At 70.6% G+C, this 22,441-nt stretch carries 20 protein-coding genes; 8 read left to right on the top strand and 12 right to left on the bottom strand.

Translation table 11 applies throughout. The features are described 5' to 3' along the window. Nucleotides 1–81 precede the first annotated feature (81 nt). A complete protein-coding gene (locus ACWDV4_RS16685; RefSeq protein WP_449979413.1) occupies nucleotides 82–495 on the top strand; it encodes a hypothetical protein in 414 nt (137 codons plus the stop codon). A 54-nt stretch (nucleotides 496–549) separates the two neighbouring features. On the opposite strand, the gene ACWDV4_RS16680 is transcribed toward ACWDV4_RS16685, so the two are convergent. From ACWDV4_RS16680 to ACWDV4_RS16660, 5 genes are all read right to left on the bottom strand, one after another. Next, nucleotides 550–1,848, bottom strand: a complete 1,299-nt coding sequence (locus ACWDV4_RS16680) for an ABC transporter ATP-binding protein (RefSeq protein WP_449979410.1) — start codon at nucleotides 1,846–1,848, stop codon at nucleotides 550–552. Continuing rightward, nucleotides 1,845–2,654 carry an ABC transporter permease gene (locus ACWDV4_RS16675; protein ID WP_449979408.1) on the bottom strand — a complete coding sequence of 270 codons (810 nt, stop codon included), beginning with the start codon at nucleotides 2,652–2,654 and terminating at the stop codon, nucleotides 1,845–1,847. The genes ACWDV4_RS16680 and ACWDV4_RS16675 overlap by 4 nt, the downstream gene beginning before the upstream one ends. Further along, entirely contained in the window at nucleotides 2,651–3,529 is an 879-nt protein-coding gene (modA, locus tag ACWDV4_RS16670; protein WP_449979406.1) for a molybdate ABC transporter substrate-binding protein, read from the bottom strand. Before modA ends, ACWDV4_RS16675 begins: the two co-directional genes overlap by 4 nt. Beyond that, on the bottom strand, nucleotides 3,526–3,918 hold the full coding sequence (locus ACWDV4_RS16665; protein ID WP_449979404.1) for a TOBE domain-containing protein: 393 nt from the start codon (nucleotides 3,916–3,918) through the stop codon (nucleotides 3,526–3,528). Before ACWDV4_RS16665 ends, modA begins: the two co-directional genes overlap by 4 nt. 100 nt (nucleotides 3,919–4,018) lie before the next feature. Further along, on the bottom strand, nucleotides 4,019–4,726 hold the full coding sequence (locus ACWDV4_RS16660) for a methyltransferase domain-containing protein (protein ID WP_449979402.1): 708 nt from the start codon (nucleotides 4,724–4,726) through the stop codon (nucleotides 4,019–4,021). Nucleotides 4,727–4,912: 186 nt separating this feature from the next. Between ACWDV4_RS16660 and ACWDV4_RS16655 the strand changes: the two genes are divergently transcribed. Next, the gene (locus ACWDV4_RS16655; RefSeq protein ID WP_449979399.1) at nucleotides 4,913–5,506 is read left to right on the top strand and encodes a TetR/AcrR family transcriptional regulator; all 594 of its coding nucleotides are present in this window, start codon (nucleotides 4,913–4,915) and stop codon (nucleotides 5,504–5,506) included. A 146-nt stretch (nucleotides 5,507–5,652) separates the two neighbouring features. On the opposite strand, the gene ACWDV4_RS16650 is transcribed toward ACWDV4_RS16655, so the two are convergent. The 3 genes from ACWDV4_RS16650 to ACWDV4_RS16640 all read right to left on the bottom strand — a co-directional run bounded on the left by ACWDV4_RS16650 (nucleotide 5,653) and on the right by ACWDV4_RS16640 (nucleotide 11,124). Further along, entirely contained in the window at nucleotides 5,653–8,424 is a 2,772-nt protein-coding gene (locus ACWDV4_RS16650) for a cellulose binding domain-containing protein (RefSeq protein ID WP_449979397.1), read from the bottom strand. 214 nt (nucleotides 8,425–8,638) lie between these two features. Then, nucleotides 8,639–9,133, bottom strand: a complete 495-nt coding sequence (locus tag ACWDV4_RS16645; RefSeq protein WP_449979394.1) for a hypothetical protein — start codon at nucleotides 9,131–9,133, stop codon at nucleotides 8,639–8,641. Nucleotides 9,134–9,204: 71 nt separating this feature from the next. After that, nucleotides 9,205–11,124 carry a hypothetical protein gene (locus ACWDV4_RS16640; protein WP_449979391.1) on the bottom strand — a complete coding sequence of 640 codons (1,920 nt, stop codon included), beginning with the start codon at nucleotides 11,122–11,124 and terminating at the stop codon, nucleotides 9,205–9,207. A gap of 231 nt (nucleotides 11,125–11,355) precedes the next feature. On the opposite strand from ACWDV4_RS16640, the gene ACWDV4_RS16635 reads away from it, so the two are divergent. Together ACWDV4_RS16635 and ACWDV4_RS16630 are read left to right on the top strand one after the other, a co-directional pair. Next, nucleotides 11,356–12,033: a BON domain-containing protein gene (locus ACWDV4_RS16635; RefSeq protein ID WP_449979388.1), complete on the top strand. Its 678-nt coding sequence runs from the start codon at nucleotides 11,356–11,358 to the stop codon at nucleotides 12,031–12,033. Between the two features lie 3 nt (nucleotides 12,034–12,036). Then, entirely contained in the window at nucleotides 12,037–12,588 is a 552-nt protein-coding gene (locus ACWDV4_RS16630) for a DsbA family protein (RefSeq protein ID WP_449979385.1), read from the top strand. Nucleotides 12,589–12,688: 100 nt separating this feature from the next. Here ACWDV4_RS16630 and ACWDV4_RS16625 read toward each other — a convergent pair whose 3' ends face one another. Continuing rightward, nucleotides 12,689–15,565 (bottom strand): LuxR C-terminal-related transcriptional regulator, encoded by a 2,877-nt coding sequence (locus ACWDV4_RS16625; protein WP_449979382.1) that lies wholly within the window; start codon nucleotides 15,563–15,565, stop codon nucleotides 12,689–12,691. A gap of 351 nt (nucleotides 15,566–15,916) precedes the next feature. Here ACWDV4_RS16625 and ACWDV4_RS16620 point away from each other — a divergent pair, with 351 nt between their 5' ends. The 3 genes from ACWDV4_RS16620 to ACWDV4_RS16610 all read left to right on the top strand — a co-directional run bounded on the left by ACWDV4_RS16620 (nucleotide 15,917) and on the right by ACWDV4_RS16610 (nucleotide 18,824). Further along, nucleotides 15,917–16,336, top strand: coding sequence for a hypothetical protein (locus ACWDV4_RS16620; protein WP_449979642.1), 420 nt, complete (start codon nucleotides 15,917–15,919; stop codon nucleotides 16,334–16,336). 10 nt (nucleotides 16,337–16,346) lie between these two features. Then, nucleotides 16,347–17,528: a zinc-dependent alcohol dehydrogenase gene (locus ACWDV4_RS16615; RefSeq protein WP_449979379.1), complete on the top strand. Its 1,182-nt coding sequence runs from the start codon at nucleotides 16,347–16,349 to the stop codon at nucleotides 17,526–17,528. Nucleotides 17,529–17,639: 111 nt separating this feature from the next. Further along, nucleotides 17,640–18,824, top strand: coding sequence for a DNA polymerase III subunit beta family protein (locus ACWDV4_RS16610; RefSeq protein ID WP_449979639.1), 1,185 nt, complete (start codon nucleotides 17,640–17,642; stop codon nucleotides 18,822–18,824). Nucleotides 18,825–18,874: 50 nt separating this feature from the next. On the opposite strand, the gene ACWDV4_RS16605 is transcribed toward ACWDV4_RS16610, so the two are convergent. Then, on the bottom strand, nucleotides 18,875–19,591 hold the full coding sequence (locus ACWDV4_RS16605) for an NAD-dependent epimerase/dehydratase family protein (protein WP_449979376.1): 717 nt from the start codon (nucleotides 19,589–19,591) through the stop codon (nucleotides 18,875–18,877). A 53-nt stretch (nucleotides 19,592–19,644) separates the two neighbouring features. Here ACWDV4_RS16605 and ACWDV4_RS16600 point away from each other — a divergent pair, with 53 nt between their 5' ends. Next, nucleotides 19,645–20,493, top strand: a complete 849-nt coding sequence (locus ACWDV4_RS16600; protein ID WP_449979374.1) for a siderophore-interacting protein — start codon at nucleotides 19,645–19,647, stop codon at nucleotides 20,491–20,493. Nucleotides 20,494–20,650: 157 nt separating this feature from the next. Here the strand turns inward: ACWDV4_RS16600 and ACWDV4_RS16595 are convergent, their stop codons facing one another. Both ACWDV4_RS16595 and ACWDV4_RS16590 read right to left on the bottom strand, forming a co-directional pair. Beyond that, entirely contained in the window at nucleotides 20,651–21,313 is a 663-nt protein-coding gene (locus tag ACWDV4_RS16595; protein ID WP_449979371.1) for an MBL fold metallo-hydrolase, read from the bottom strand. Then, nucleotides 21,313–22,398 (bottom strand): S-(hydroxymethyl)mycothiol dehydrogenase, encoded by a 1,086-nt coding sequence (locus ACWDV4_RS16590; protein WP_449979369.1) that lies wholly within the window; start codon nucleotides 22,396–22,398, stop codon nucleotides 21,313–21,315. Before ACWDV4_RS16590 ends, ACWDV4_RS16595 begins: the two co-directional genes overlap by 1 nt. Between the last annotated feature and the right edge of the window lie 43 nt (nucleotides 22,399–22,441).

Raw genomic sequence — 22,441 nt, 5'->3', positions numbered from 1 at the left:
CTCGAAGAGAGGAAATCGACCGCCGAACAGATGCCGCTATCCAGAGCGCTCGCTGCTGTCGGCACCCGAGGAGGTAGCACCATGTTCGGAACCAGTCTGCTGGACCGCCGGAGCAAGCCCGAACGCATTGCCGACCAGGCCTGGGAGCAGGTGATTTCCACGGTCAACTCGGCCGGGGACCTGGCCCGGGACGGCGTACGCTCGGCAAAACGGGCCACCAACCACCTCGCTGACGGGGCCAACGACCGGGTCGTACCCGTCGCCAACGAGGCGTGGCACCGGGCGACCTCGGCCGTGGACGCCCTCGCCGGCCGGCGACCAGGGCTGCCCTGGGGCTTGCTGATCGGGGCCGGCCTGGCCGGTGCGGCGATCGGCTGGGCCGTCGGCTCGATGGCCCAGGCCGTGCTGAGTCGCGCCGAGGCCGTCCGTACCGCCGAGCACCTGGAATTCGTCGACACCGACTCGCTGAAGCCCTCGACCGGCCTCGACATCTGACAGGTGTTAGGAAGGGCCCCTTCCTATGCAAAAAACGCTAGGAAGGGGCCCTTCCTAACCTGCGGGGTAGGCGTGGGCGGTGGCGGAGTCGACCGTGGCCCAGAGTCGACCCCCGGTACGCAGATCCAGGCGGGCCGCCACCGCGAGCGGGACGTCAGCACGAAGTGGCCCGGCGGGCGGGACGTCAGCAGGGAGTGGCCCGGCGGGCGGGACGTCGGCAGGGTGGGACTGTGTGCTCGCGAGACGGACCCGCAGATTGTCGCCGTACGGCTCCACCCCGGTCACCCGTACCGGCCAGGTATTGCCCGCATCGGCCGGTTTGGTCTGCGACAACGTGACGGACGACGGCGGGAACGCCACGAAGGCGGGACCGTGCACCTCGTCGGCGACGGCAAGGACCGGACCGTCGGTCAGCGCCACGGTACGCCCGTCGGCCTGGCCGCGATACAGGTTGAGTCCCACCAGGCTGGCGACGTACTCGGTGCGGGGGCGAGCAGCCACCTCGGCCGGGTCGCCCTGCTGCACCAACCGCCCCTCCTCCACGACGAGCAACCGGTCGGCCAGTACCAGCGCATCGAGCGGATCATGGGTCACCAGCAGGGTGGCGCCCTGATGTTCGGTCAGGTGCTGGCGTAGCTGGGCGCGGGTGTCCAGCCGGGTCCGGGCGTCGAGCGCCGCCAGCGGTTCGTCAAGCAGAAGTAGGGCCGGGCGTACGGCCAGCGCGCGAGCCAACGCCACCCGCTGTGCCTGTCCGCCGGAGAGTTGGCGGGGCCGGCGGTGGGCGTACTCGGTCAGCCCCACCTGGGCAAGCCACCGGGCGGCCTCGTCCCGTGCCTCCCGTTTGCGCACGCCCCGGCAGCGCGGACCGAAGGCGACGTTGTCCAGCGCGGACAGGTGTGGAAAGAGCAGGTAATCCTGGAACACCACGCCAATCGGCCGGCGCTCGGCGGGCACAAACCGACCAACGCGCGTCAAACCGGCACGCGTCAAACCAGCATGCAGCAGACCGGCACGAGGCAGACCATCACGGAACGCTTTGGCAGCCGGCTCGTCCACCCGCTCGCCGGCCAGGTCGATGTGCCCGTCGTGCAGGGGCAGCAGCCCGGCCAGCGCCCGCAGCACCGTACTCTTGCCGGCCCCGTTGGGACCGACCAGAGCAACCACCTCACCGGCGGTGAGGGTCAGTGCCAGGTCGAGCCGGAAGGCTCCTCGGTCGACCACCAGGTGCGCGTCCACCACCGGGAAACGGTCACCAGCCGACCGCTGGTCGCCCGAGAGATAAGCGGCCGGCTCCACCACAGTCACGGCGTCGTCGTCCAGCGCAGTCACGGCGTCGTCGTCCAGCGCAGTCATGGCGTCGTCGTCCAGCGTTCCCGGAGGGTGGCCAGGATCGTCACCGAGACCACGAGCAGCACCAGGCTGAGCACGATGGCCGCCTCCGGATCGGTCTCCATCGCCAGGTAGACGGCGAGCGGCATGGTCTGCGTCCGGCCCGGAAAGTTGCCGGCGAAGGTGATGGTGGCTCCGAACTCCCCCAGGGCACGAGCCCAGCAGAGCACCGCTCCGGCGGCGATGCCCGGAGCTACCAGCGGCAGGGTGACCCGGCGGAACGCGGTCCACCGGCCGGCCCCCAGGGTCGCCGCCGCCTCCTCGAATCGGGCGTCCGCACCGCGCAGCGCCCCCGCCACGCTGATCACCAAAAATGGCATGGCGACGAACGCCTCGGCCAGCACCACACCGGTGGTGGTGAACGGCAGGGTGATGCCGAACGTACTGTCGAGCCAACCGCCGAGGATCCCCCGACGACCGAAGACCAGCAGCAACGCGACGCCGCCGACGACCGGGGGCAGCACCAGCGGCACGGTCACCAGCGCCTGGATCAACCGTCGGCCGGGAATCGACGTACGCGCCAGTAGCCAGGCCAGCGGCACCCCGAAGATCACGCAGAGCAGGGTGGCAAGGGTGGCGCTGACCAGCGACAGTCGTAACGCGTCGAGCACCCCGGGTGCGGTCAGCCGGGCCGGCAGCGACGACCACGGGGTACGGATCAGCAGGCCGGCCACCGGCAGCACCAGGAACGCCAACCCGATCAGGGCCGGTACGAGCAGCACCACGGGCAGGCGACCGCCGACCGGCCGGGTACGGGATGCCACGATCATGCCGGCTGGAATCCGGCCTCGGTAAGCACCGTACGGGCCGGCTCGGACAGGATGTACGCCACGAAGGCCGCCGCCCCGGTCGGGTTCGGTGCCCCGGGCAGCGCCACGATCGGATAGTCGTTGACCGCGGCGGCCGACTCGGCGAACTCGATGCCGTCGACCTGCCCGGCTGCCGCCCGTACGTCGGTGCGGTAGACCAGTGCCGCGTCCACCTCGCCCAGCCGTACCTTGGTCAGCGCGGCCTTCACGTCCTGTTCGAGGGTGACCGGGGTGAGCGCCACCCCGGCGGTGTCGAGCGCGGTCCGAGCCGCCGCCCCGCATGGCACCTGCGGGGCGCAGAGCGCCACCTTCAGCCCCGACCGGGACAGGTCACGCAGACCGGTGACCTGCGCTGGATTGCCCGCCGGTACGGCGATGACCAGCTGGTTGCGGGCGAAGACCCGGGGCTGGTCGATGTCGCGGGCCGCCTCGGTGACGGTTTTCATGGTCGCCGGGCTGGCCGCGGCGAAGACGTCGGCGGGGGCACCGGAATTGATCTGGCTGGCCAGTTGCGAGCTGCCGGCGAAGGAGAAGACGACCCGTACGCCGGGGTGGGCGGCCTCGAAATCTGTACCGATCTTGGTGAACGTCTCGGTCAGCGACGCGGCGGCGAGCACAGTGACGGTGCCGGTCGGCTGCCCCGGGTCGCCGCCGGCGCGGCCGGCACCGCCGCGATCGGACGAGGTGCAGCCGGCCGCTCCGGCGATCACGAGGGCGAGCGCGAGGGCGACCCCGTTCCAGGCGCGCCGCCGGCCGAACCGCCCCACAGGTGCCGGCGCCTCCACGGCTCGGTGCCACCCGGCTCGGTGCTTCCCGGTGCTGCTTCGTCCGCTCATCGGGGCAGCTCCACCATGACGGTGGTCGACTTGACCACCGCGACGGCCACCGACCCGACCCGCAGGCCCAGCTCGTCGACCGCCTCCCGGCTGGTCAGGGCGACCAGCCGGAACGGGCCGGCCTGGATGTCGATCTGGGCCATCACGGTGTCCCGGGTGATGGCGGTAACGATGCCGCGCAGCCGGTTGCGGGCCGACGAGCGGCTGGTCCCCTCGTCGGGTTCGTCGGCCAGCGAGCGGGCGAAGCCAGCCAGGTCGACGCCGTCGATCACCCGACGGTCGTGTTCGTCGCGGGTCGCTGGTAGCCGCCCGCTGTCCACCCATCGGCGTACGGTGTCGGCGCTGACCCCGAGCAGTTCGGCGGCTTCGCCGATCCGGAACCTGTCCACGCTCGCAACCTAATCAGCATCTGCGAGCCTAGTAAAGGATCGTTGCCCGCATTCGCTAGGTGATAGGCGACATACTTGCCGCATCCACTAGGCCGCTTCTTCAGGGCTGGGCATCGGTCCGGATCGCGGTGAGGCCCCAGGTGGCGTACGACAGCGTGACAGTTCCGCCCAGCGCATTGACCGCCCCGTCCACGGCTGTCAGCACCTCGGCCATCCGCTCCGGTGGCAGATCGCTGAGGCCACCCCACGTCGACATCAGATCCGAGAGCTCCTCCCGACGGTACGAACGCTCCCAGTCGTACCGCCACAGCTCGGGTTCCCCGAACCCGCCAACCTCGCGAATCCCCTCCGCAGCCTTGGCGTACAGCGCCTGGTACGCGTCCAGGACAGAGCCGCCTGGTTGGCCGCTGAAGTTGATCGGCGACTCAGGGGCCGCCCGCCGGTAGGCCGTGGCGAGGGCTTCCGCCACGGTGGGCGGAAGCTGGTACGCATGCCCGAACGGCGCCAGCACGCCGCCCGGCCGCAGGACCCGCGCCGCCTTCGCCGCGCCGGCAACCGGGTCGACCCAGTGCCAGGACGTACCTGACACGACCGCGTCGAAGATGCGCCCGGCTGGGTTCCACGCCTCGAAGGTCGCGACCTCGACTTCGAGGCCGCTTTCTCGTGCGAAGTCGGCCATCCGCGGATCGGGCTCGACGCCCAGGACCTTGCGGCCGGCGGCTCGAAACTGACGGGCCTCGATGCCGGTTCCGCAGCCGACGTTGAGAAAGTCGGCGCCAGGACTGGCGGCCACGATCTGCTCGATCATGGTGTCTGGGTACGGAGGTCGGACCCGGTCATACCGTGCCGGGTTCAACCCGAACGACTCTGCCAGTCGACGATGCTGGTGTGGTTCGGAGCTGGGCGAGGGCGATAGAGTGACCATGCGCCCACTTTAGTGGGCGATCGCCCACTAAGGCAATCGCAAACGTTCAACGACAGAAGGAGGTACGCGTTGCCCACCGGCGTAGCGTTGCGGGACCCGCGTCAACAACTCTTCGACGCGGCGGTGCGGGTGCTGATCCAGGCGGGGGTCACCGGGCTGACCAGCCGGGCGGTCACCACCGAGGCGGGCGTCGCCAAGGGCGTCTTGCATCGACATTTCGCTGATTTCGACGCATTTCTCGTCGACCTGGTGCTCGACCGTGTCGCCCGGGTCGAGGCGCAGGCCACCGCGCTGCGGGACACGGCAGGGACCGGTACCGTCGCCGACAACCTGACCCGCGCCCTGATAGCCCTCTTCGAGCCGGTCATGGTGGCAATCGTGGCCCTCATCATCGCCCGCGACGAGCTACGCGCACGGCTGCGCGCAGCCGGCACCGCCCAGTTCCCGCTCATCGGCGAGAGCACCGCCATGATCGCCGGATACCTGACGGCCGAGCGCGACCGCGGCCGGATAGCGCTCGACGCCGACATCCACACGCTCGCGCCCACCCTGATCGGCGCCGCGCACCTACTGTTCACCGAGCGGAAGGACAGCCCGCCAGAGCCTGCAGCCGTCCACAAGATCGTGACCACCACCCTGGCCAGCGCCACGCGGCAACCGTGATCCCGAACCCCACCCGGCGACCAAGGGATCACATCATCGACAGAATCGAATTCACCGCACGATCGATGCCGCATCGCTGATTTCAGAACGTCCCGATGGCCCGGGTGGCCGAGCCGCCTTCCAACGGCTCGGCCACCCGGTCCGGGTCAGGATGTGGTGCAGCTGATCGTCGCCGGTACGCCGTTGACCCCGGCCCATGTGCCGAGGAAGCCGAAGGTGGTCGCCGCGTTCGGGGCGAGGTTGCCGTTGTACGACAGATTGCGGACCGTGACGTTCGCGCCGGTCTGGGTGTGCGTACCGCCCCAGAGTTGGGAGATCGTCTGGCCGTCGGGGAACGTCCAACCGACCGCCCAACCGGTGATCGCCGACGAGCCGGTGTTACGTACGGTCACTTCCGTCTGGAAGCCGCCTGACCAGGAGTTGGTCACCCGGTAACTGGCCGCGCACGCCCCGGCCGGTGGGGAGCTGGTCGGGGGCGGGGTCGTCGGAGGCGGAGTGGTCGGAGGCGGGGTCGTCGGCGAACCAGTCGGACTCGGGCTACCTGTCGGACTGCCGGTCGGGGTGATCGTCGGACTGCCGGTCGGGCCGCCCAGCCGGTCGGCGTACAGGATGCCCCGGCCGTTGGTGCCCAGGTAGACCCGGCCGTAGATCCGGGGATCGCCGCTGATCGCCTCACCGGCGTTGCCGTACTGGTGCTGGTCGTCGTTGATGCGTACCCAGGTCGCGCCCGCATCGTCGGAGCGGTACACGCCGGTACGGCCGTCGACCGTGCCCATCGTGAAGACCGCCGGGTACATCCGGCCCGGTGCCGCCCGGCCGAAGCCGACGCTGACCGCGCCGGTGATTGTGGTGAGCTTCGTGAAGCTCGCCCCGGCATCGGTCGACCGCCAGATCCCGCCGCTGGCCGCTTCTCCGCCGGTCAACCAGATGTCCCCGGCGGTCCCGGGCAGCGCCTTGAACCGCCCGTCCGCCGGCAGGCCAGTGGCGGCGGTGGCGGCGAAGCTCGCTCCGCCGTCGGTGCTGACATAGAACCGGCCGCCGCCCAAGCCGTAGAACCGGTTCGGGTCGACCCGGTCGGACTCGATCCGGGCGTTGGCCGGGATACCCGTCGCCGGGGTCCACGAGTTGCCGAAGCCGACCGAGCGGACCACCGGCTGGCCGGAGTCGCCCGGTGCCCAGACGAAGCGGCTGCCGTCGGCCGAGGCGGCGACCGTACCGCCGCTGTTGATGCCGCCCGGCTCGGTGCCCTGGAACCAGTTGGCCCCGCCATCGGTGGAGAAGGCGACGTGGCTGTCGTTCGGCCGGTCGGCGTCGGTGAAGTTGCCCGCCCGGACCATGACGGCCGGGTTGGATTCGGCGTAGTCCAGGCTGGTGGTGGAGGTGAAGATGGGGCTGGTGAACATCATCGACGGTACGGCGTCCAGGTTGGTGTGCCGGAATCCGCCGACGTCGCCGAGCCCGCTGATCAACGACGCCCCGGTCGGTGGGCTGACCAGGTCGAGCACGGCGGTCTCCTCCAGCCCTTTGACCATCGGCCGAATGGTGATCTGGCTGCCGGAGTCCCAGCTCCGCAGGTTCGTGGTGCCGTAGATGGTCGCGCCGGTGCCGTACATCAGCCGGTTGCCGTCGAACGGATCGATCTCCAGGGACTCGTTCATCCAGCCCAGCTTCGGGGTCTCCTCGGGTGGCGACGGATTGCTGCCGAAGGTCAACCACGGCACGGAGGTGACGTCCATCGTGTAGCGCTTGCTGCGGTTGGGGTAGCTCGTCCAGTCCCAGATCCGGGTCCAGGTCGCGCCGCCGTCGGTGCTCCGGAAGAAGATCGCATCCGGCCACCAGGAGACCTGGGTGGCCACCATGATCGTGTTCGGGTTCTGCCGGTCGATGGTCAGCCCGCTGTAGCCGAAGTAGTCGTCGGAGCTGCTGGACGGGACCGGGCTGATCTGGGTCCACGCGCCGCTGCTCCGGCTGAACTTCCAGACATCGCCCTTGCCCCCGTCGTACGGGCCACCGGTGTCGCTGGTGGCGAGATAGAGGTGTCCCCCGACGTGGTCGACCACGCCCTTGTGGGCCAGGTAGCCGGTCGGCGAGCCGGGGAGGCGTTCCCAGGAGGTGCCACCGTTGGTGCTGCGGTAGACCGGGTTCTGCTTGTCCGCCACCCCGACGTAGATGGTCTGGGTGGTGTTGCCGGCCGTACCGGTGCTCTTGTCGAAGCTGACCCAGGTGACGCCCTGGTTCTGGCTCAGGTAGCCACTGCTGTCGCCCGGATCCTGGACGTAGTTGCCGGGGTTCGGAAAACTGGCGACCTTCGCCCAGGTGACGCCATGATCGGTGCTGCGCCACAGTCCGTTGCCGCCCTCGGCCCCGTAGTAGACGACGCTGTTGCGGTTCGGGTCGATGGCGAGCCGTTCGCCCTGACCCCGACCGGGCATGTTGCCGCCGACCTTGAACGGCAGTTCGGTCGCCTGCCAGGTGGCCCCCTTGTCCGCCGAGCGCAGGATCGCACCGTTGTTCGGGTCCCAACTGTTGGTGTACATGCCGACGGCGGCGTACACCCGGTTGGTCTGGACCGGATCGGTGGCGATGCTGAGCACCCCGTTCCAGCCCCACCGATCCCAACCGACCCAGTCCAGTAGCGGGGTCCACGACTGGCTGGTCTGCTCCCAGCGGTACGCGCCACCGATGTCGGTACGCGCGTAGATCAGGTTTGGTTCGCTCTGGTTGAAGACGATGCCCGGGACGAACCCGCCACCGTCGATTCGGACGTTCTTCCACGAGTACGGCTCGACCACGGCGGCCGACGCCGGGGTCGACGGGCTGATGATCAGCTGAGCGGCGACGACCACCGCGCCAGTGGCGACGGCGACCGCCGTCGCGGTCGCGGCGGACACGAGTACGCCGCCAGAACTCCTACGCATCACGGCTTCCTCTCGGAAGTCCCGCATCGCGTCAGGGGCGGGTCACCGATCCACGTCACGGCAAGCCGGTTCCGGGTGGTGGGGGTCGACCGCCAGCGCTGGGCACGTGCGGGAGCGAAAACTACCTGACGTGGGAGACGGCCCTGGGGCTCCCACACCGGCTCGGCTCCCGCACCGGCCACGCGCAAACATTCACATGTACGGATGCAACCTGTCAACCTGGTCCCGGCCGGCCCGGCCGGCCCGGTCCTGGGCCGCCCGGCCCGGGCTCGTCCGACCACGGGTCATCGGGCCAGGGCATGGCGGGCCATGAATCGACGGGCCACGGGTTCACCGGTGGCTCGGCAGAGGGATCGAGCGTCGCGGGTGGTGGCGTTGGCGTCTCCCCCGGCGACGGCGAACCCGACGGTGGTGCCGCCGATTCGCTCGGTTCCGGCAGCGGATCGACCGGACCGGGGCCGATGGTCGGTTCCCCGGGCAGATACCAGTCCGGGCCATCCCGATAGGGACCGGTCGGTTCGGTGGGCAACGGATCGACGCTCGACCCCGACGTGGTCTCGGTCGGCGCGACGGTCGGCAACTCGGTCATCACCGGCACCGGTTTCCGCGGGGCCGGATCGACCCGAAACAGGGTGCCGCCCAACCAGACGGCAGGCCCAAGCCCCACCGCGACAATGCCCCCGAACAGTGCCGCCGCCCGCCGGTCCATTCCCCACCTCCCCGGCATCCCGCGCTTGATCATCGAACGTACGCGCCGTCCGATCCAGCCGGGAGGCTCGATCAGCTGAGGTGGAAGACCACCGCACCAGCGATCTCCTCGCGTCGGACATCCAGTCCGTCCACCGGCCGGTCAATCACATCCTGCCATGGGGTGCCCACCGCATACCCGGGAAGTACGACAACGGTTCGGATACCGAGCTGTTGTAGATAGGCCACACTCGCCGCGTCCGGGAAGCTCTCCGTCATCGCCCGGGTCTGTGCCTGGGTATCCGGCGTGAACGAGGCCAGCCCGTTGACGATCTGCGGGAAACCGTCCGTCGACCAGAGCATGACGCTGTATTCGAGGATGCCGTCACTGGGTAGCACCAGTAGTGGACCTGTCTGGTTCCGGAGTGCGGCCGGCTGTGGGATGACCGTCGCATGTGGAGTGAGGTTGATCCCCTCCACCGCGACCAGCGCGAGCGGCACCAGCATGGCCAGCCGGACAAGCCATCGACGCCCCGATCGCTGTCGGGTATCCGTCACGGCGTTAGCTGTTCCGGCAGTGGCTGTTCCGGCGGACGCCGCAGCGGCCGTTCCGGAAGCCGACCCGAGGTCGGTCTCGGTAACCGGCTCGGTAACCGGCTCGGTGACCGGCTCGGTGACCGGCTCCGGCCGGCGTAGGTTCGCGCTGAGCACACCGGCCGCCAGGATGGCGAGCAGCAGCGTGGTCCAGAGCACCAGCCGGCCCGGCGTACGCAGCGCGTCCCAGCCAGGGAAGTACTTGACCAGCGTCGCGTAGCCCGGGTCACCATCGCCGCCGAACTGGGTACCCGAGGCGAGTGCGACGCTGACCAGCACACCGACCGCGAGGAACACCCGATGGATCGGCCGCCACGCGGAAAGAAACAACCCGGCACAGGCCAGTGCGATCAGGGTGACCCCCGGCAGCAGGGTCATCTCCCCGGCGAACGTCAAGGTATCCCGGGCGGCGGCGTGCCGCTCACCCCAGAGCCACGACTCCGGCGGCGCGATGAAGAAGCCCCGCAACGGCGGCGAGAACATCTCGATGTGCGCCAGCGTGCGTCGCCCGGCCGGATGCCGCTCCACCACCTCCAGGTAGGGCAGCGCCATGAAGAGGGTCACCGCACCAAAGATCACGCCACCGACCAGGTCTGCGGCGAGCAGCCGACCACCGAAGACCGGGCGGGCCTTCCGCCGCCACCACGACCAGCCGTACCCGATCAACGCCGCCAGGCAGAGCAGGCCGAGGACGTACCCGAATGGCAGGCCGATACCGAAGCCGAGGCTGATCTGCCAGGCGGCGACCAGCCAGCCGGCCAGCGCCCAGCCGGGCCGGCGCCGCTCGGGCCGGTAGCCGTACCGCAGCGACCAGCCATGGCCCCGGGCCAGCATCGCCAGGGAGAGTGCGATCCCGCCGATGGAGAGCACGTGCAGGTGGCCGGCCTGGGCCAACCGCCACGGGGCGTACGCGAAGGCGACGCCGGCCACCGCACCGCCGATCCGGTTCGCGCCGAGCTGACGCACCAGGGCGTACGCGCCGACGAAGGCGAGTGCGTGCACCAGGACGTACAAGATGTTGTAGCGCACCACGGCCGCGACCGGCCCCTCGCCGATCATGCCGGCCGGGGCGTAGCCGAGCAGGGTGTCGGAATAGGCGTAGGTGTAGGGCTCCGGGAAGAAAGAGTTGGAGTGCCAGAGCTGGGTCGGGTCGGTGCTCAGCACATGCCCGCCCCAGGCGATCTGCCACGCCTGAAGGATCGGGTCACCGATGTCCTGCGGGATCGTCTCGGTGATGTCCCGCAGCGTCGGCCAGGTCAGGACGACCGCGAGCAGCAGCCCGCCGATCGACGCCAGGGTCCACTCGTGCCGCAGCAACCGGAGCAGGAACCGACCGGCGCTACGGCCCCGGGAGCCTGCTTTCCCCGTGTCATCGGCCCCGTCCGGGTGCGTCGGTGGCGTTTCCTGTTCCGTGGTCATCCGCCGTTCCTCACCGTCGTCGCCGCAACCACCGGCCCGCTGTCGAGGACCCACGATATGGCCCGCCGGTTGTGCTCGGGGGGCACGGGGCGCGTTTTCTGCGACGGCACTTCACCCGCTGCGGACGAGGGCAGTTCACCCGACGGGACGCGAGCATCAGCGATGACGGGTGCCGCACCACCGGTCGGCCGGATTTGGGCACCCCACGACGGGACCTCGGGAGGAACGCCCATGTCGGCACAATCGATCACCCGTACCGACCGGGACATTCAGAACGATGTGCTCGACGAGTTGAGTTGGGAACCCCGGATCCAGCCCAACGAGATTGGCGTGTCGGTGACCGAGGGCGTGGTGACCCTCGCCGGCTGGGTGGAGAACTACGCGAAGAAGTGGGCGGCGGAACGGGCCGCGCACCGGGTGAACCAGGTGCGCGCGGTAGCCAACGACATTGAGGTACGGCTGCCCAGCGCGGCTGAACGCAGCGACCCGGAGATCGCCACAGCCGTAGCCCAAACCCTGGAGTGGGATGCCGTCGTGTCGATCCGGGAACTCGACGTGACCGTCTCCCACGGCTGGGTCACCCTGCGCGGCGAGGTCGAATGGGAACACCAGAAACGGGCGGCGGAACGGGCGGTGTGCCAGCTGAGCGCCGTCCGTGGGGTCAGCAACGGCATCTTCGTCCGGCCGGGAAACCAACCGACGCCGGACGACCTGACGCAGCAGATCAAGAACGCCTTGACCCGCACCGCCGAGGCCGACGCCGAACACATCGACATCCAGGTGCAGGACGACGTCATCATGCTGAGCGGCACCGTCCGGTCCTGGCTCGAACGCGAGGTGGCCGAGCGGATCGCCTGGTCCGCGCCGGGCATCGTCGACGTGCACAACCACATCACGGTACGGCTGTGACCCATGAGTACCCCGTTGCAGGTCACGGTCAGCCGGTTGCGGACCCCGGTGACCGAGGAGGACCACATCCGAGGCGTGTCGGAGGCCCCGGTGACCGTCGTCGTCTACGCCGACTTCCAGTGCCCGCACTGCGGGGCCGCCCATCCCAACCTGACCGAGCTGCTACGGCAGCGCGCCGAGGTCGTACGCCTGGTGTTCCGGCACTTTCCGATCATCAACGTGCACCCGTACGCGGAGAACGCCGCGGAGACGGCCGAGGCGGCCGGTGCCCGGGGCCAGTTCTGGACGATGCACGACTGGCTCTTCGAACACCAGGACCAGCTCGACCCGGTCCATCTCTCGCTCGGCGTGCAGCAGCTCGGGCTACCGGTGGACGAGGTGGCGGAGGAGTTACGTACGCACGCCCACCTGGGTGCGGTCCGGGACGACTTCGTCAGCGGAATCCGTAGCGGGGTGGACCACGCGCCGACGTTCTTCGTCAACGGCATCCGGCACGACGGTTCGTACGCCCTGACCGAGCTGCTGGCCGCCGTCGACCAGGCAGCCGGGGCCTGACCCGGCCCGGGTCTGACTGGCCGGCCCGGGTCTGACTGGGTCGCGCCTCGGCCCGGGTCTGACTGGCCGGCCCGGGTCTGACTGGGTCGCGTCTCGGCCGTTAGAGCAGGCGCAGTTCCCGGGCCCGACGGACAGCCTCCCGGCGGCGACTGGTGTCGAGTTTGCGGTAGATGTTGCGGATGTGGGTCTTGACGGTGTTGACCGACAGGGACAGCTCGCTGGCGATCTCCACATTGGAGAGGATGCTCTGTAGGTAACGCAGGATGGTCAGTTCCCGTTCGGTCAGCGGCTCGCCGAGGATCCTGGGGCGGGCCGCCGCCCCGCTGCTCGGCGGCTCCTGGGCCACGACCAACTCGCTGATGGTGGGCCAGTAGGCGGTGCCGGTGTCCAGGTGCGCGGCGAGCAGGTCCCGGGTCGACGGCTCGGCGTGCACGAAGATCCACCGAAAGCCCTCCGGTTCCGCCAAGGCGAGCACCTGTTCGAGGGTGCGCGCGGCCCGCCGGCCGTCGCTGAGGCGCGCAGCGATCAGCGCGTCGAGCAGGCCGGCTGCGAGTCGTACCGGCACCGGCCAGTGGTGCGCCGCCGGATCGGTCCACGCCGGCAGGGCCCGGGACGCGGCGGCCGGATCACCATCGGCCAGGTAGCTGCGGGCCAGCGCCACCGCGAGCGCTTCGACCGCTGGCGTACCACCGTCGACCAACGGCGTTTCCGAGCTGACCGGCGACGCGTCGCCGTTCAGCGCTGACGTAGCACGGTTGACCAGGGGTAACAGCAGCTTGCGGGCGGCGTGGGTGTCGCCGTGTGCGGTATGCAGATCGGCCTCGGCCGCCAGCAGCCAATGTGTCAGCTCCGGGGATCCCGGCAGATCAGCCAACTCTTCCCGGCCGGCGCGCAGAATCCGCTGGGCACCCGCCAACTCACCCCGGGCGCGCAGCAGCTGTGCCCGGACCAGGGCAGCGAGCGCGGCCAACGCTGGATCGCCGCCTTCACCGGGCCACTGGCCGGCCATGGCGAGTTGACTGTCAGCGTCCGCCGGATGATTCCGTTCCAGGGCAACAACCGCCAGCGCCAGGTGAGCGGCGGCGCAGTCGCCCGGGTGCGGGCCGTGCGGCAGCGGCTCAGCCGGGGAGAACGTGGCCCCGCCCGATTGGGGCGTCGGCTCCAACGCCATCCGCGCCGCGTCTTCGGCCTCACGCAGCCGGCCCTGGACCGCGTGCACGAGGGCAAGCCCAGCGGCGCAGGCTCGGGCCGCCCGAGGCAGACCGGCCGGTTCCGCGTCGGCCAGGCCCACGGTGAGTTCAGCCTCGGCCGCCGGCAGGTCACCGGCCCCGAGCAGGGTGGTCCCGAGCGTGGCGTGCGCAATGGCCCGGAGGGCCAGGTCGGCGGGGGGCTGGCCGGCGGCCGGTCCGGCCGGGGGCGCGAGGGCGAGCAGCCGGTCGGCGGCGGGGCGTACGTCGGTTGGCTCGCCGGTGAGTCGCGCGACGGCCAGTTGCAGCGCCGCGACCGGTACGGCGAACCGGTCTCCCTGCTCCCCGACGCGCAAGCCTTCGTCCGCCACGGCGAGCCGCAGCCAGTCTCGGGCCGCCGGGTCGTGCCGGCTCAGGTGCTCCGCCGCGTACGCCAGGGCCAGCTCCGGATCACCCGAGGCGGCCGACGCTCCGATCGGCGACCCGGCCGGTACGCCCGACCGCGCTGGTGCCACCGACCCGCCCGGTACGCCGGACCGCGCTGATACGACCGACGCCGCTGGTGCCACCGACACCTCCGGTACGACCGACGGCGGGTTCGGTTCGGCCGGACCGTACGGCAGCAGTTCGGTCCAGTGCCCGAGCACCAGGTCGACCGCCTGTGTCCGGTCCCCGGCGGCAAGCGCGTGCCGGAGCGCGGCCTCCGGTCGGGCGTGCGCCACCTGCCAGGTGGCTGCCCGACGGTGCAGGTCGAGCACCCGGTCGGCCGGCCACCGCCGCAGCTCGCTTCGGAGCAACTCCGCCAACATCCGATGACACCGGTACGACGGAGGCCGGGTGCCGAGTGCCACCACGAACCCGATCCGCTGGTGCAGTTCGGCCAGCACCCGGTCGCCGTCGGACTCCCCGGTCAGGGCGTCGAGCAAGTCGCCGGAGACCTGGTCGGTGATTGCGATACGGCGTAACACGTCCCGCTCCCGGTCGGGCAGCGCGGCCAGCACCTCCTCGGTCAGATAGCCGGCAACGTCCGGATGGTCACCGGAGAACCCGGCGACGAACCGCGCCGGATCAGGGTGTCCGCGTAGCGACCGGGCGGCGATGCGCAGCCCGGCCGGCCAGCCCTCGGTCCGGGCCCGCAGGTCGTACACCTGCCGTGCGGCAAGGGTGACCTCGTGCGCGGCCAGCAGTTCGGTCGTCTCCTCGGCGGTGAAGGCCAACTCGGTGGCACCGATCTCGGTCAGCTCGCCGCTGAGCCGGCGGCGATGCAGGGCCAACGTCGGGGCGCGCCGACCGCCGAGCACCAGACGCAGCCGGTCCCCCGTGTGCCGGAGCAGAAATTCGAGGTCGTCGAGCACGGTCGGCTCGTCGATCCGGTGGAAATCGTCGATGACCAGGATCGTCGGTTCCGCCCGCTCGGCGAGGGCCGCCGCCAGATGTTCGAGAAAGCCGGGCCGACCATCGGGCCCCGACCCGGCGGCACGATCGCCCGGGCCGTCGATGGTCAGGGCCGCCCGCAGGTACGCCCAGAGCCGGTCGCCGGTGTCCCCGGACTCGACGGAAAGCCAGGCGGGTGTCTTCCCGTCCCGGGCCCGGCTCCAGGCGCTCAGCAGCGTGGTCTTGCCCCAGCCGGCGGGCGCGGAGACCAGGGTGACCGGCCCGGTGACGCCCGTGTCGAGCAGCTGGAACAGTCGGGGTCGCACCACCACCTCGCCAGGCAGCGCGGCCACCGCCAGTTTGGCCGCCAGCAGCGGTACGGACCGCTGGCCATCCTGGATCCGGTCCTCCACCATCTTCGCCCCATCACCTCCACCAGTACGACAGGGCGGGGTGTCCGTGCCGCCCGTCGACGAGGCCGACCGCTGCTCGCCGGCGCCGGTTACCCGACCCGCTGCGGTTCACCCCTTCGGGGGGAGCCTGGTTCACCCGACCGTTGCCCACCATGGCCGGAGCAGACCGTCGTACGGCATGGAACGGGACGGGTGAGGCTGATGGGACGGGTGGCGAAGGGTGCGGCAGCGGCGGCGGCCGTCGTTACGGCCGGGGCGGTCGCGCTGCACCGGGCGTTGTCCCGTCCGGGTCGGGGCAACTGGCCGGGTCGGGGCATCTGGCCAGGTCGGGGTAGCTTGCTGGGCCGAGCTTCCTTGCTGGACCGGGGAAACCGGCTGGACCGGAACTTCACCGGCAGATGGCCGTCCCGGTGGCAGACGGTGACGGTCGACCGGCCCCCCGCCCAGGTCGCACCGGAAGGTCGGCTGCCCGAACCACTCGTCCGGCTCGGCGACGGGGTCGAAACCCGGATTCGGCCCGCCCCCGGTGGGCGGGGCACCGAACTGGCGGCCCGACTGCGGGCCGGCGGCTCCGATGCGTTGACCGGCATGGTCGCCCACCTCACTGGTGACGATCCGCGCATGGCACTACGCGCCGCGCTGCGCCAGGCCAAGCAGCTGGCCGAGACGGGTGAGCTGCTCACCCCGGACCTGCCCAGCACGACCCGCCGTACGCTGCTCAACCGGCCGTTGGAGGTGGCCACCCGGCACGGTCGCGACCAGGGGCGATGGTGAGGGCTGCCGGATGAAGGCGCTGTGCTGGGAGGGTGTCGACAAGCTGGCGGTCGAGCGGGTCCCGGATCCGCAGATCCGCAATACCCAGGACGCCATCGTCAAGGTACGGCAGACCGCCGTCTGTGGCTCCGACCTGCACCTGATCAACGGGTACATCCCGTTCATGCAGGCCGGTGACGTACTCGGGCACGAGTTCCTGGGCGAGATCGTGGAGGTTGGGCCGGATGTGCACCGGCACTCGGTCGGCGATCGGGTGGTGGTCTGCTCGTTCATCTCCTGCGGGCGATGCTGGTACTGCCGGCAGGGGCTCTTCGCCTGCTGCGACAACGGCAACACCAATCCGGCGATCGCCGAGATGGCCTGGGGTTTCGCCCCGGGCGGCTGCTACGGCTACTCGCACGCCATGGGGGGTTTCGCCGGTAGCCATGCCGAATACGTGCGGGTCCCGTACGCCGACACCGGCGCGTTCCGGGTGCCCGACGAGGTGAGCGACGATCGGGCGGTGTTCGCCTCGGACGCCGCCCCGACCGGTTGGATGGGCGCAGACCTCGGGGGTGTACGTCCCGGGGACGTGGTGGCGATCTGGGGCTGCGGGGCGGTCGGGCAGATGGCCGCCCGGGCGGCGATGCTGCTCGGCGCGGAACGGGTCATCTGCATCGACCGGTTCGACTACCGACTGCGGATGACCGAGCGGCACATCGGCGCTGACACGATCAACTACGAGCGCACCGACGTCGGCGGTGAGCTGCGTGAGCGTACCGGCGGACGAGGGCCGGACGTGTGCATCGAGGCGGTCGGCATGGAGGCGCACAGCTCCGGTCCGCAGTTCCTCTACGACCAGGTCAAACAGCAGTTGCGGATCGAGACGGACCGGCCGATCGCGGTACGGGAGGCGATCCACGCCTGCCGTAAGGGGGGCAGTGTCTTCGTACTCGGGGTCTTCGCCGGGCTGGTGGACAAGTTTCCGCTCGGCGCGGTGATGAACAAGGGGCTGACCCTACGGTCCGCCCAGCAACACGGGCAGCGCTACATCCCGATGCTGCTGGACCGGATGCGCAGCGGCGAGCTACGCACCGAGCACCTGGCAACGCATCGGATGCCGCTGGACCGGGCACCCGAGGGCTACCAACTCTTCAAGGACAAACGCGACGACTGCGTCCGCGCCGTGTTCCAACCCGACGCCCCGATGTAAGGAAGGGCCCCTTGTTATCGCTTTTTGCATAGGAAGGGGCCCTTCCTAACACCCAAGCCGGGTTGACCCTCGACCTGGTCGAGGCGGCAGGATCGTGGCGTGGATGGTGAGCTGCGCAGCATCGGTGAGATGGCCCGGGCCAGCGGGCTGAGCGTCAGCGCCCTGCGTTTCTACGACGGAGCCGGCGTTCTGGTGCCAGCCGCCGTGGACCCGAGCACCGGCTACCGCTGGTACGACCCGCAGCAGATCGCCCCGGCCCGGATGGTGGCCAGTCTCCGCCGCGTCGGCATGCCGCTGGCGGAGATCAGCCAGGCGGTGGCGGCCCAGCGTTCCGACCCGGCGGCGGTGCACCGCCTGCTGGACGCGCACCTACGCCGGCTGGAGGACGGGCTCGCCGACGCCCGCCGGGAGCTGTCCCGGGTACATGACCTGCTCGACCACGACAGCGTTCCCGACACCACTCGCCTCACCCTGACCGGCGCGGAACTCGCCGCCACGATCGACGCCGTCCGGTTCGCCATCGGCCGTGATCCCGAGCTGCCAATGCTGAACGCCGTCTGGTGCGAGGTCGGACCGGAGAGGCTGCGCCTGGTCGCCACCGACCGGTTCCGGCTCGCCGTTGCCGAGTCGGCGGTGGGTCAGGTCACCGGTCCCCCGGTGCAGTTGCTCGTCCCGGCGACGCTGATCGACCAGCTACGGGAGCTGCTGACCGACGACGAGCCGGTGGAGCTCGCCCTGACTCCGACGGTGATCACCGTCGAGCTGCCGGGACACCGCCTCGCCATGCCCGCGCTGGAGCACGACTTCCCCGACTACCGGCGGCGGCTCGGCAATCGGCTCGGCGGTCGGCTTGAAGCATCCGGCGGTCGGCTCGGGACATCCGACGGTCAGCTGGGGACATCCGGCAGCTGGCTTCAAACAGCCGGCGGCCAGCTCTGCGCGTCCGGGGGCCAGCGGGTCACCGTCGATGCGCCGGCACTGCGCGCGGCGCTGGCCCCGGGGGTCGCACCCACCGTCGTACGCGAGCGCAACGGCGTACGGTACGACGTCGCCATCCTCACTGTGGACGAGGCGGGTGGCTTGGCGGTGGTGGACGGTGCTGGCCTGGATCTCGACCAGTCCGGTTACGTCGGGGTGAACCGGGAGTTCCTGCTCGACGCGCTCGACGCCAGCGGCCAGGGGCAGTTGGTGCTCGAACTCGGTGGGCCGATCAACCCGTTGGCGATCCGCCTGCCCGCCGACGAGGGGACGTTTTCGGTGCTGATGCCGGTCCGGCTGGCCTGCCCCGGGGCCTGACCCGGCAGAGGTCTCCTGACGCAGAGCCGGACCCGGGGCAGGGTGTCGGCTTACGGGTCGGTGGGGTCCTGTGGTTCCCAGCCGAGTAGCTGGCGGGCGGCGTCGACGTTGGTCATCCGTCCGACCGCGTCACCGCTGATCGTCACGGCGGTGAACCCGTGCCCCCGGTACGCCAGTGCGGCGTCGACGGCCGACGCGGTGTCCCGGGCCGACGTGGCGATGGTGCGACTCCATCGGTCGCCGGTACGCGGCCACTGGTCGTCCGGCGTGGGCAGGCAGAGCCGCAGCGCCACCAGGCTGATCCCGTGCTCGGCGACGGCGGCTTGGCCGACCTGCTCGCCGAGGCGTTTGGTCAGTCCGTAGAAGTCGGTGGCGTGCGGCGGGGTGCCCGGATCGGGGTACGCCTCGTCGTCGGCGGGGTTCGGGTAGACCGACATCGAGCTGGCCACCACGGCGTGCTGTACCCCGGCTTCGGCGGCTGCCCAGAGTGCCAGGTGCAGCCCTTTGACGTTGGCGTCGAAGTGGGCGGCGACGTTGGCCGCCTCGCCCCAGCCGGCGAGCGGCCCCATCGCGAGGTAGACGAGGGCGTCGGTGTCGGCGGCTGCGGCGGTGACCGATGCGAAGTCGGTGGCGTCGCCGGCGACGTATTCCCAGGGACCGGGGGCGGATGGTCGAGGGTCCAGGACGCGGATGTCGTGCTGCTGGGCGAGGTGGGGCAGGATCATCGTGCCGACCAGGCCAGATCCACCGATCATCAGTATTCGCATGTCTTCGACGTACCCCGATCCGATCGAAGGCCCGCTTAGGCTAGCCTTACCTCGTGACGGACGCCAGGAATAAATCCCAGGTCATCTATGCCACGGTGCAGCGTACCGAGTGGGTGACCCCGCACATGATCCGCGTGGTGCTGGGCGGTGACGGGCTGGCCGGGTTCGGTGCGGGTGCCTTCACCGACCACTACGTCAAACTGATCTTCCCGCCGGACGGGGTGGTGTACCCGGTCCCGCTGGATCTGACGACGGTCCGCCAGGACCTGCCCCGCGAGCAGTGGCCGCGGACCCGCACGTACACCGTCCGGGCCTGGGATCCGGCGGCGCTGGAGCTGACTCTCGACTTCGTCTACCACGGCGACGTGGGCTTGGCCGGACCGTGGGCGGCGCAGGCCCGGCCGGGCGACCAGATCATGCTGCGCGGACCGGGTGGGGCGTACGCGCCGAGCCCGGACGCCGACTGGCACCTGCTGGCCGGGGACGAGAGTGCGCTGCCGGCGATCGCCGCCGCGTTGGAACGGCTGCCGGTCGACGCCCCGGCCCGGATCTTCGTCGAGGTGTCCGGCCCGGCCGAGGAGCAGAAACTGTTCACCGAGGGGGCGGCCGAGATCGTCTGGCTGCACCGGGAGGACCGGGCGGTCGGCGTGGCGCTGGTCGAGGCGGTACGGGCCCTCGACTTCCTGCCCGGCGCGGTGCACGCGTTCGTCCACGGTGAGGCGCACTTCGTCAAGGAGCTGCGCCACCTGCTGCGGGTCGAGCGCGGCCTGCCCAAGGAGGCGCTGTCCATCTCCGGCTACTGGCGGCGCGGCGTCGACGAGGACGGCTGGCAGTCGTCCAAGCGCGAATGGAACCAGCGGATCGAAGAGGCCGAGGACCGGCTGGTGGGCGCGGCGCGCTGACCGGTCGACCGTGGGTGGAACACCACGTACGTCATCCGGCTGGCATGAGGTACCTGGTGTTCCACCCAGCGGGTGACTCACCCGCTCACCGGGCTCAGTGGCACCGCCGGCACGAGCTAGCCGGGCTCGGTGGCACCGCCGGCGCGAACTCCCGGGCTCAGTGGCCTCGGGCCAGCCACTCGTCCAGGTGCGGGGCCTCGGCACCGATGGCGGTGCTGTCGCCGTGCCCGGTGTGCACCACAGTTTCCGCAGGCAGGTCGAACAGTCGGCCCCGGATCGACTCGATGATCGTGCCGAAGTCGCTGTACGACCGGCCGGTCGCCCCCGGGCCACCCGCGAAGAGGGTGTCACCGGTGAAGACGACACCCAACTCCGGCGCGTAGAGGCAGCAGGCACCCGGGCTGTGCCCGGGGGTGTGGCGTACCTCCAGCGTTGTGCCGCCGACCTCGAGGCGCTGCCCGTCGTGCAGGTCGCCGTCGGGCGCGACATCCGGGTGTACGAGATCCCACAGCACCCGGTCGTCCGGGTGCAGCAGGATCGGGGCCCCGGTCGCCTCGGCCAACGCTGGCGCGACCCGTACGTGGTCGTCGTGGGCGTGCGTGGCGAGGATGGCCCGCACCCGCCGGCCGCCGACGGTACGCAGGATCGCGTCGACGTCGTGCGGCGCGTCCACGATCACGCACTCGGTGTCGTCGCCGACCACCCAGACGTTGTTGTCCACGTCGAAGGTCTGCCCGTCGAGGGAGAAGGTGCCCGAGGTGACCGCATGGTCGATCCGAGCAGCCGATTCCGGCCGCTGGGCCGCCGAAGGATCTGCCATCAGAGGACCACCACCGAGCGCAACACGTCACCGTGGTGCATCTTGGCGAAGGCCGCCTCGACATCATCCAGGGCGATCTCCTCGGTGACGAAGCCGTCCAGGTCCAGCCGGCCCTGAAGGTAGAGCTCGGTCAGCAGTGGGAAGTCCCGATCGGGCAGGCAGTCGCCGTACCAGCTGGACTTGAGCGCCCCGCCCCGACCGAAGACGTCCAGCAGCGGCAGCTCGACGTTCATCTCCGGGGTGGGAACGCCGACCAGCACGACTGTGCCGGCCAGGTCCCGAGCGTAGAACGCCTGCCGCCAGGTCTCGGGGCGGCCGACCGCATCCACCACCACGTCCGCGCCGTGCCCGCCGGTCAGCTCCCGGATCGCCTCGACCGGGTCGGTCTCCCGCGCGTTGACGGTGTGCGTCGCGCCGAACTTCCGGGCCCAGTCGAGTTTGCGTGGGTCGGTGTCCACCGCGATGATCGTCGTCGCACCGGCCAGAACCGCCCCGGCCACCGCGCCGTCGCCCACCCCACCGCAGCCGATGACCGCGACCGAGTCGCCCCGGGTCACCTGCCCGGTGTTCATCGCCGCGCCGAGCCCGGCCATCACCCCGCAGCCCAGCAGCCCCACGGCGGCCGGGCGGGCGGCCGGGTCGACCTTGGTGCACTGCCCGGCGTGGACCAGGGTCTTCTCCGCGAACGCGCCGATGCCCAGCGCCGGGGTGAGTTCGGTGCCGTCGGTGAGGGTCATCTTCTGCTTCGCGTTGTGCGTGTTGAAGCAGTACCACGGCCGCCCTCGGCGGCAGGCCCGGCAGGTGCCGCAGACCGCCCGCCAGTTGAGCACCACGAAGTCACCCGGCTCGACGTCGGTGACGCCCGCGCCGACCTGCTCCACAATGCCGGCCGCCTCGTGGCCGAGTAGGAAGGGGAACTCGTCGTTGATGCCGCCTTCGCGGTAGTGCAGGTCGGTGTGGCAGACACCGCAGGCCTGGATCCGGACGACCGCCTCGCCCGGCCCGGGGTCGGGTACGACGATGGTGGCCACCTCGACCGGTGCCCCCTTGGCCCGGGCGATCACGCCACGTACTTCCTGACTCACGCTCTCCTCCTCCATTGAAAGATCGACCCACCGACCCTAGGGT

This window comes from Micromonospora sp. NPDC003197 (assembly GCF_053590565.1).
The sequence above is the reverse complement of the archived record's forward strand: the minus strand, read 5'-3'. Positions and strand labels throughout refer to the sequence as shown.

Bases quoted from the DNA above. Each gene is read 5' to 3' on its own strand.
- ACWDV4_RS16685 (WP_449979413.1), top strand. From the start codon at position 82: ATGTTCGGAACCAGTCTGCTGGACCGCCGGAGCAAGCCCGAACGCATT.
- ACWDV4_RS16680 (WP_449979410.1), bottom strand. From the start codon at position 1,848: ATGACTGCGCTGGACGACGACGCCGTGACTGCGCTGGACGACGACGCC.
- ACWDV4_RS16675 (WP_449979408.1), bottom strand. From the start codon at position 2,654: ATGATCGTGGCATCCCGTACCCGGCCGGTCGGCGGTCGCCTGCCCGTG.
- modA (WP_449979406.1), bottom strand. From the start codon at position 3,529: ATGAGCGGACGAAGCAGCACCGGGAAGCACCGAGCCGGGTGGCACCGA.
- ACWDV4_RS16660 (WP_449979402.1), bottom strand. From the start codon at position 4,726: ATGATCGAGCAGATCGTGGCCGCCAGTCCTGGCGCCGACTTTCTCAAC.
- ACWDV4_RS16650 (WP_449979397.1), bottom strand. From the start codon at position 8,424: ATGCGTAGGAGTTCTGGCGGCGTACTCGTGTCCGCCGCGACCGCGACG.
- ACWDV4_RS16645 (WP_449979394.1), bottom strand. From the start codon at position 9,133: ATGGACCGGCGGGCGGCGGCACTGTTCGGGGGCATTGTCGCGGTGGGG.
- ACWDV4_RS16640 (WP_449979391.1), bottom strand. From the start codon at position 11,124: ATGACCACGGAACAGGAAACGCCACCGACGCACCCGGACGGGGCCGAT.
- ACWDV4_RS16635 (WP_449979388.1), top strand. From the start codon at position 11,356: ATGTCGGCACAATCGATCACCCGTACCGACCGGGACATTCAGAACGAT.
- ACWDV4_RS16630 (WP_449979385.1), top strand. From the start codon at position 12,037: ATGAGTACCCCGTTGCAGGTCACGGTCAGCCGGTTGCGGACCCCGGTG.
- ACWDV4_RS16625 (WP_449979382.1), bottom strand. From the start codon at position 15,565: ATGGTGGAGGACCGGATCCAGGATGGCCAGCGGTCCGTACCGCTGCTG.
- ACWDV4_RS16615 (WP_449979379.1), top strand. From the start codon at position 16,347: ATGAAGGCGCTGTGCTGGGAGGGTGTCGACAAGCTGGCGGTCGAGCGG.
- ACWDV4_RS16605 (WP_449979376.1), bottom strand. From the start codon at position 19,591: ATGCGAATACTGATGATCGGTGGATCTGGCCTGGTCGGCACGATGATC.
- ACWDV4_RS16595 (WP_449979371.1), bottom strand. From the start codon at position 21,313: ATGGCAGATCCTTCGGCGGCCCAGCGGCCGGAATCGGCTGCTCGGATC.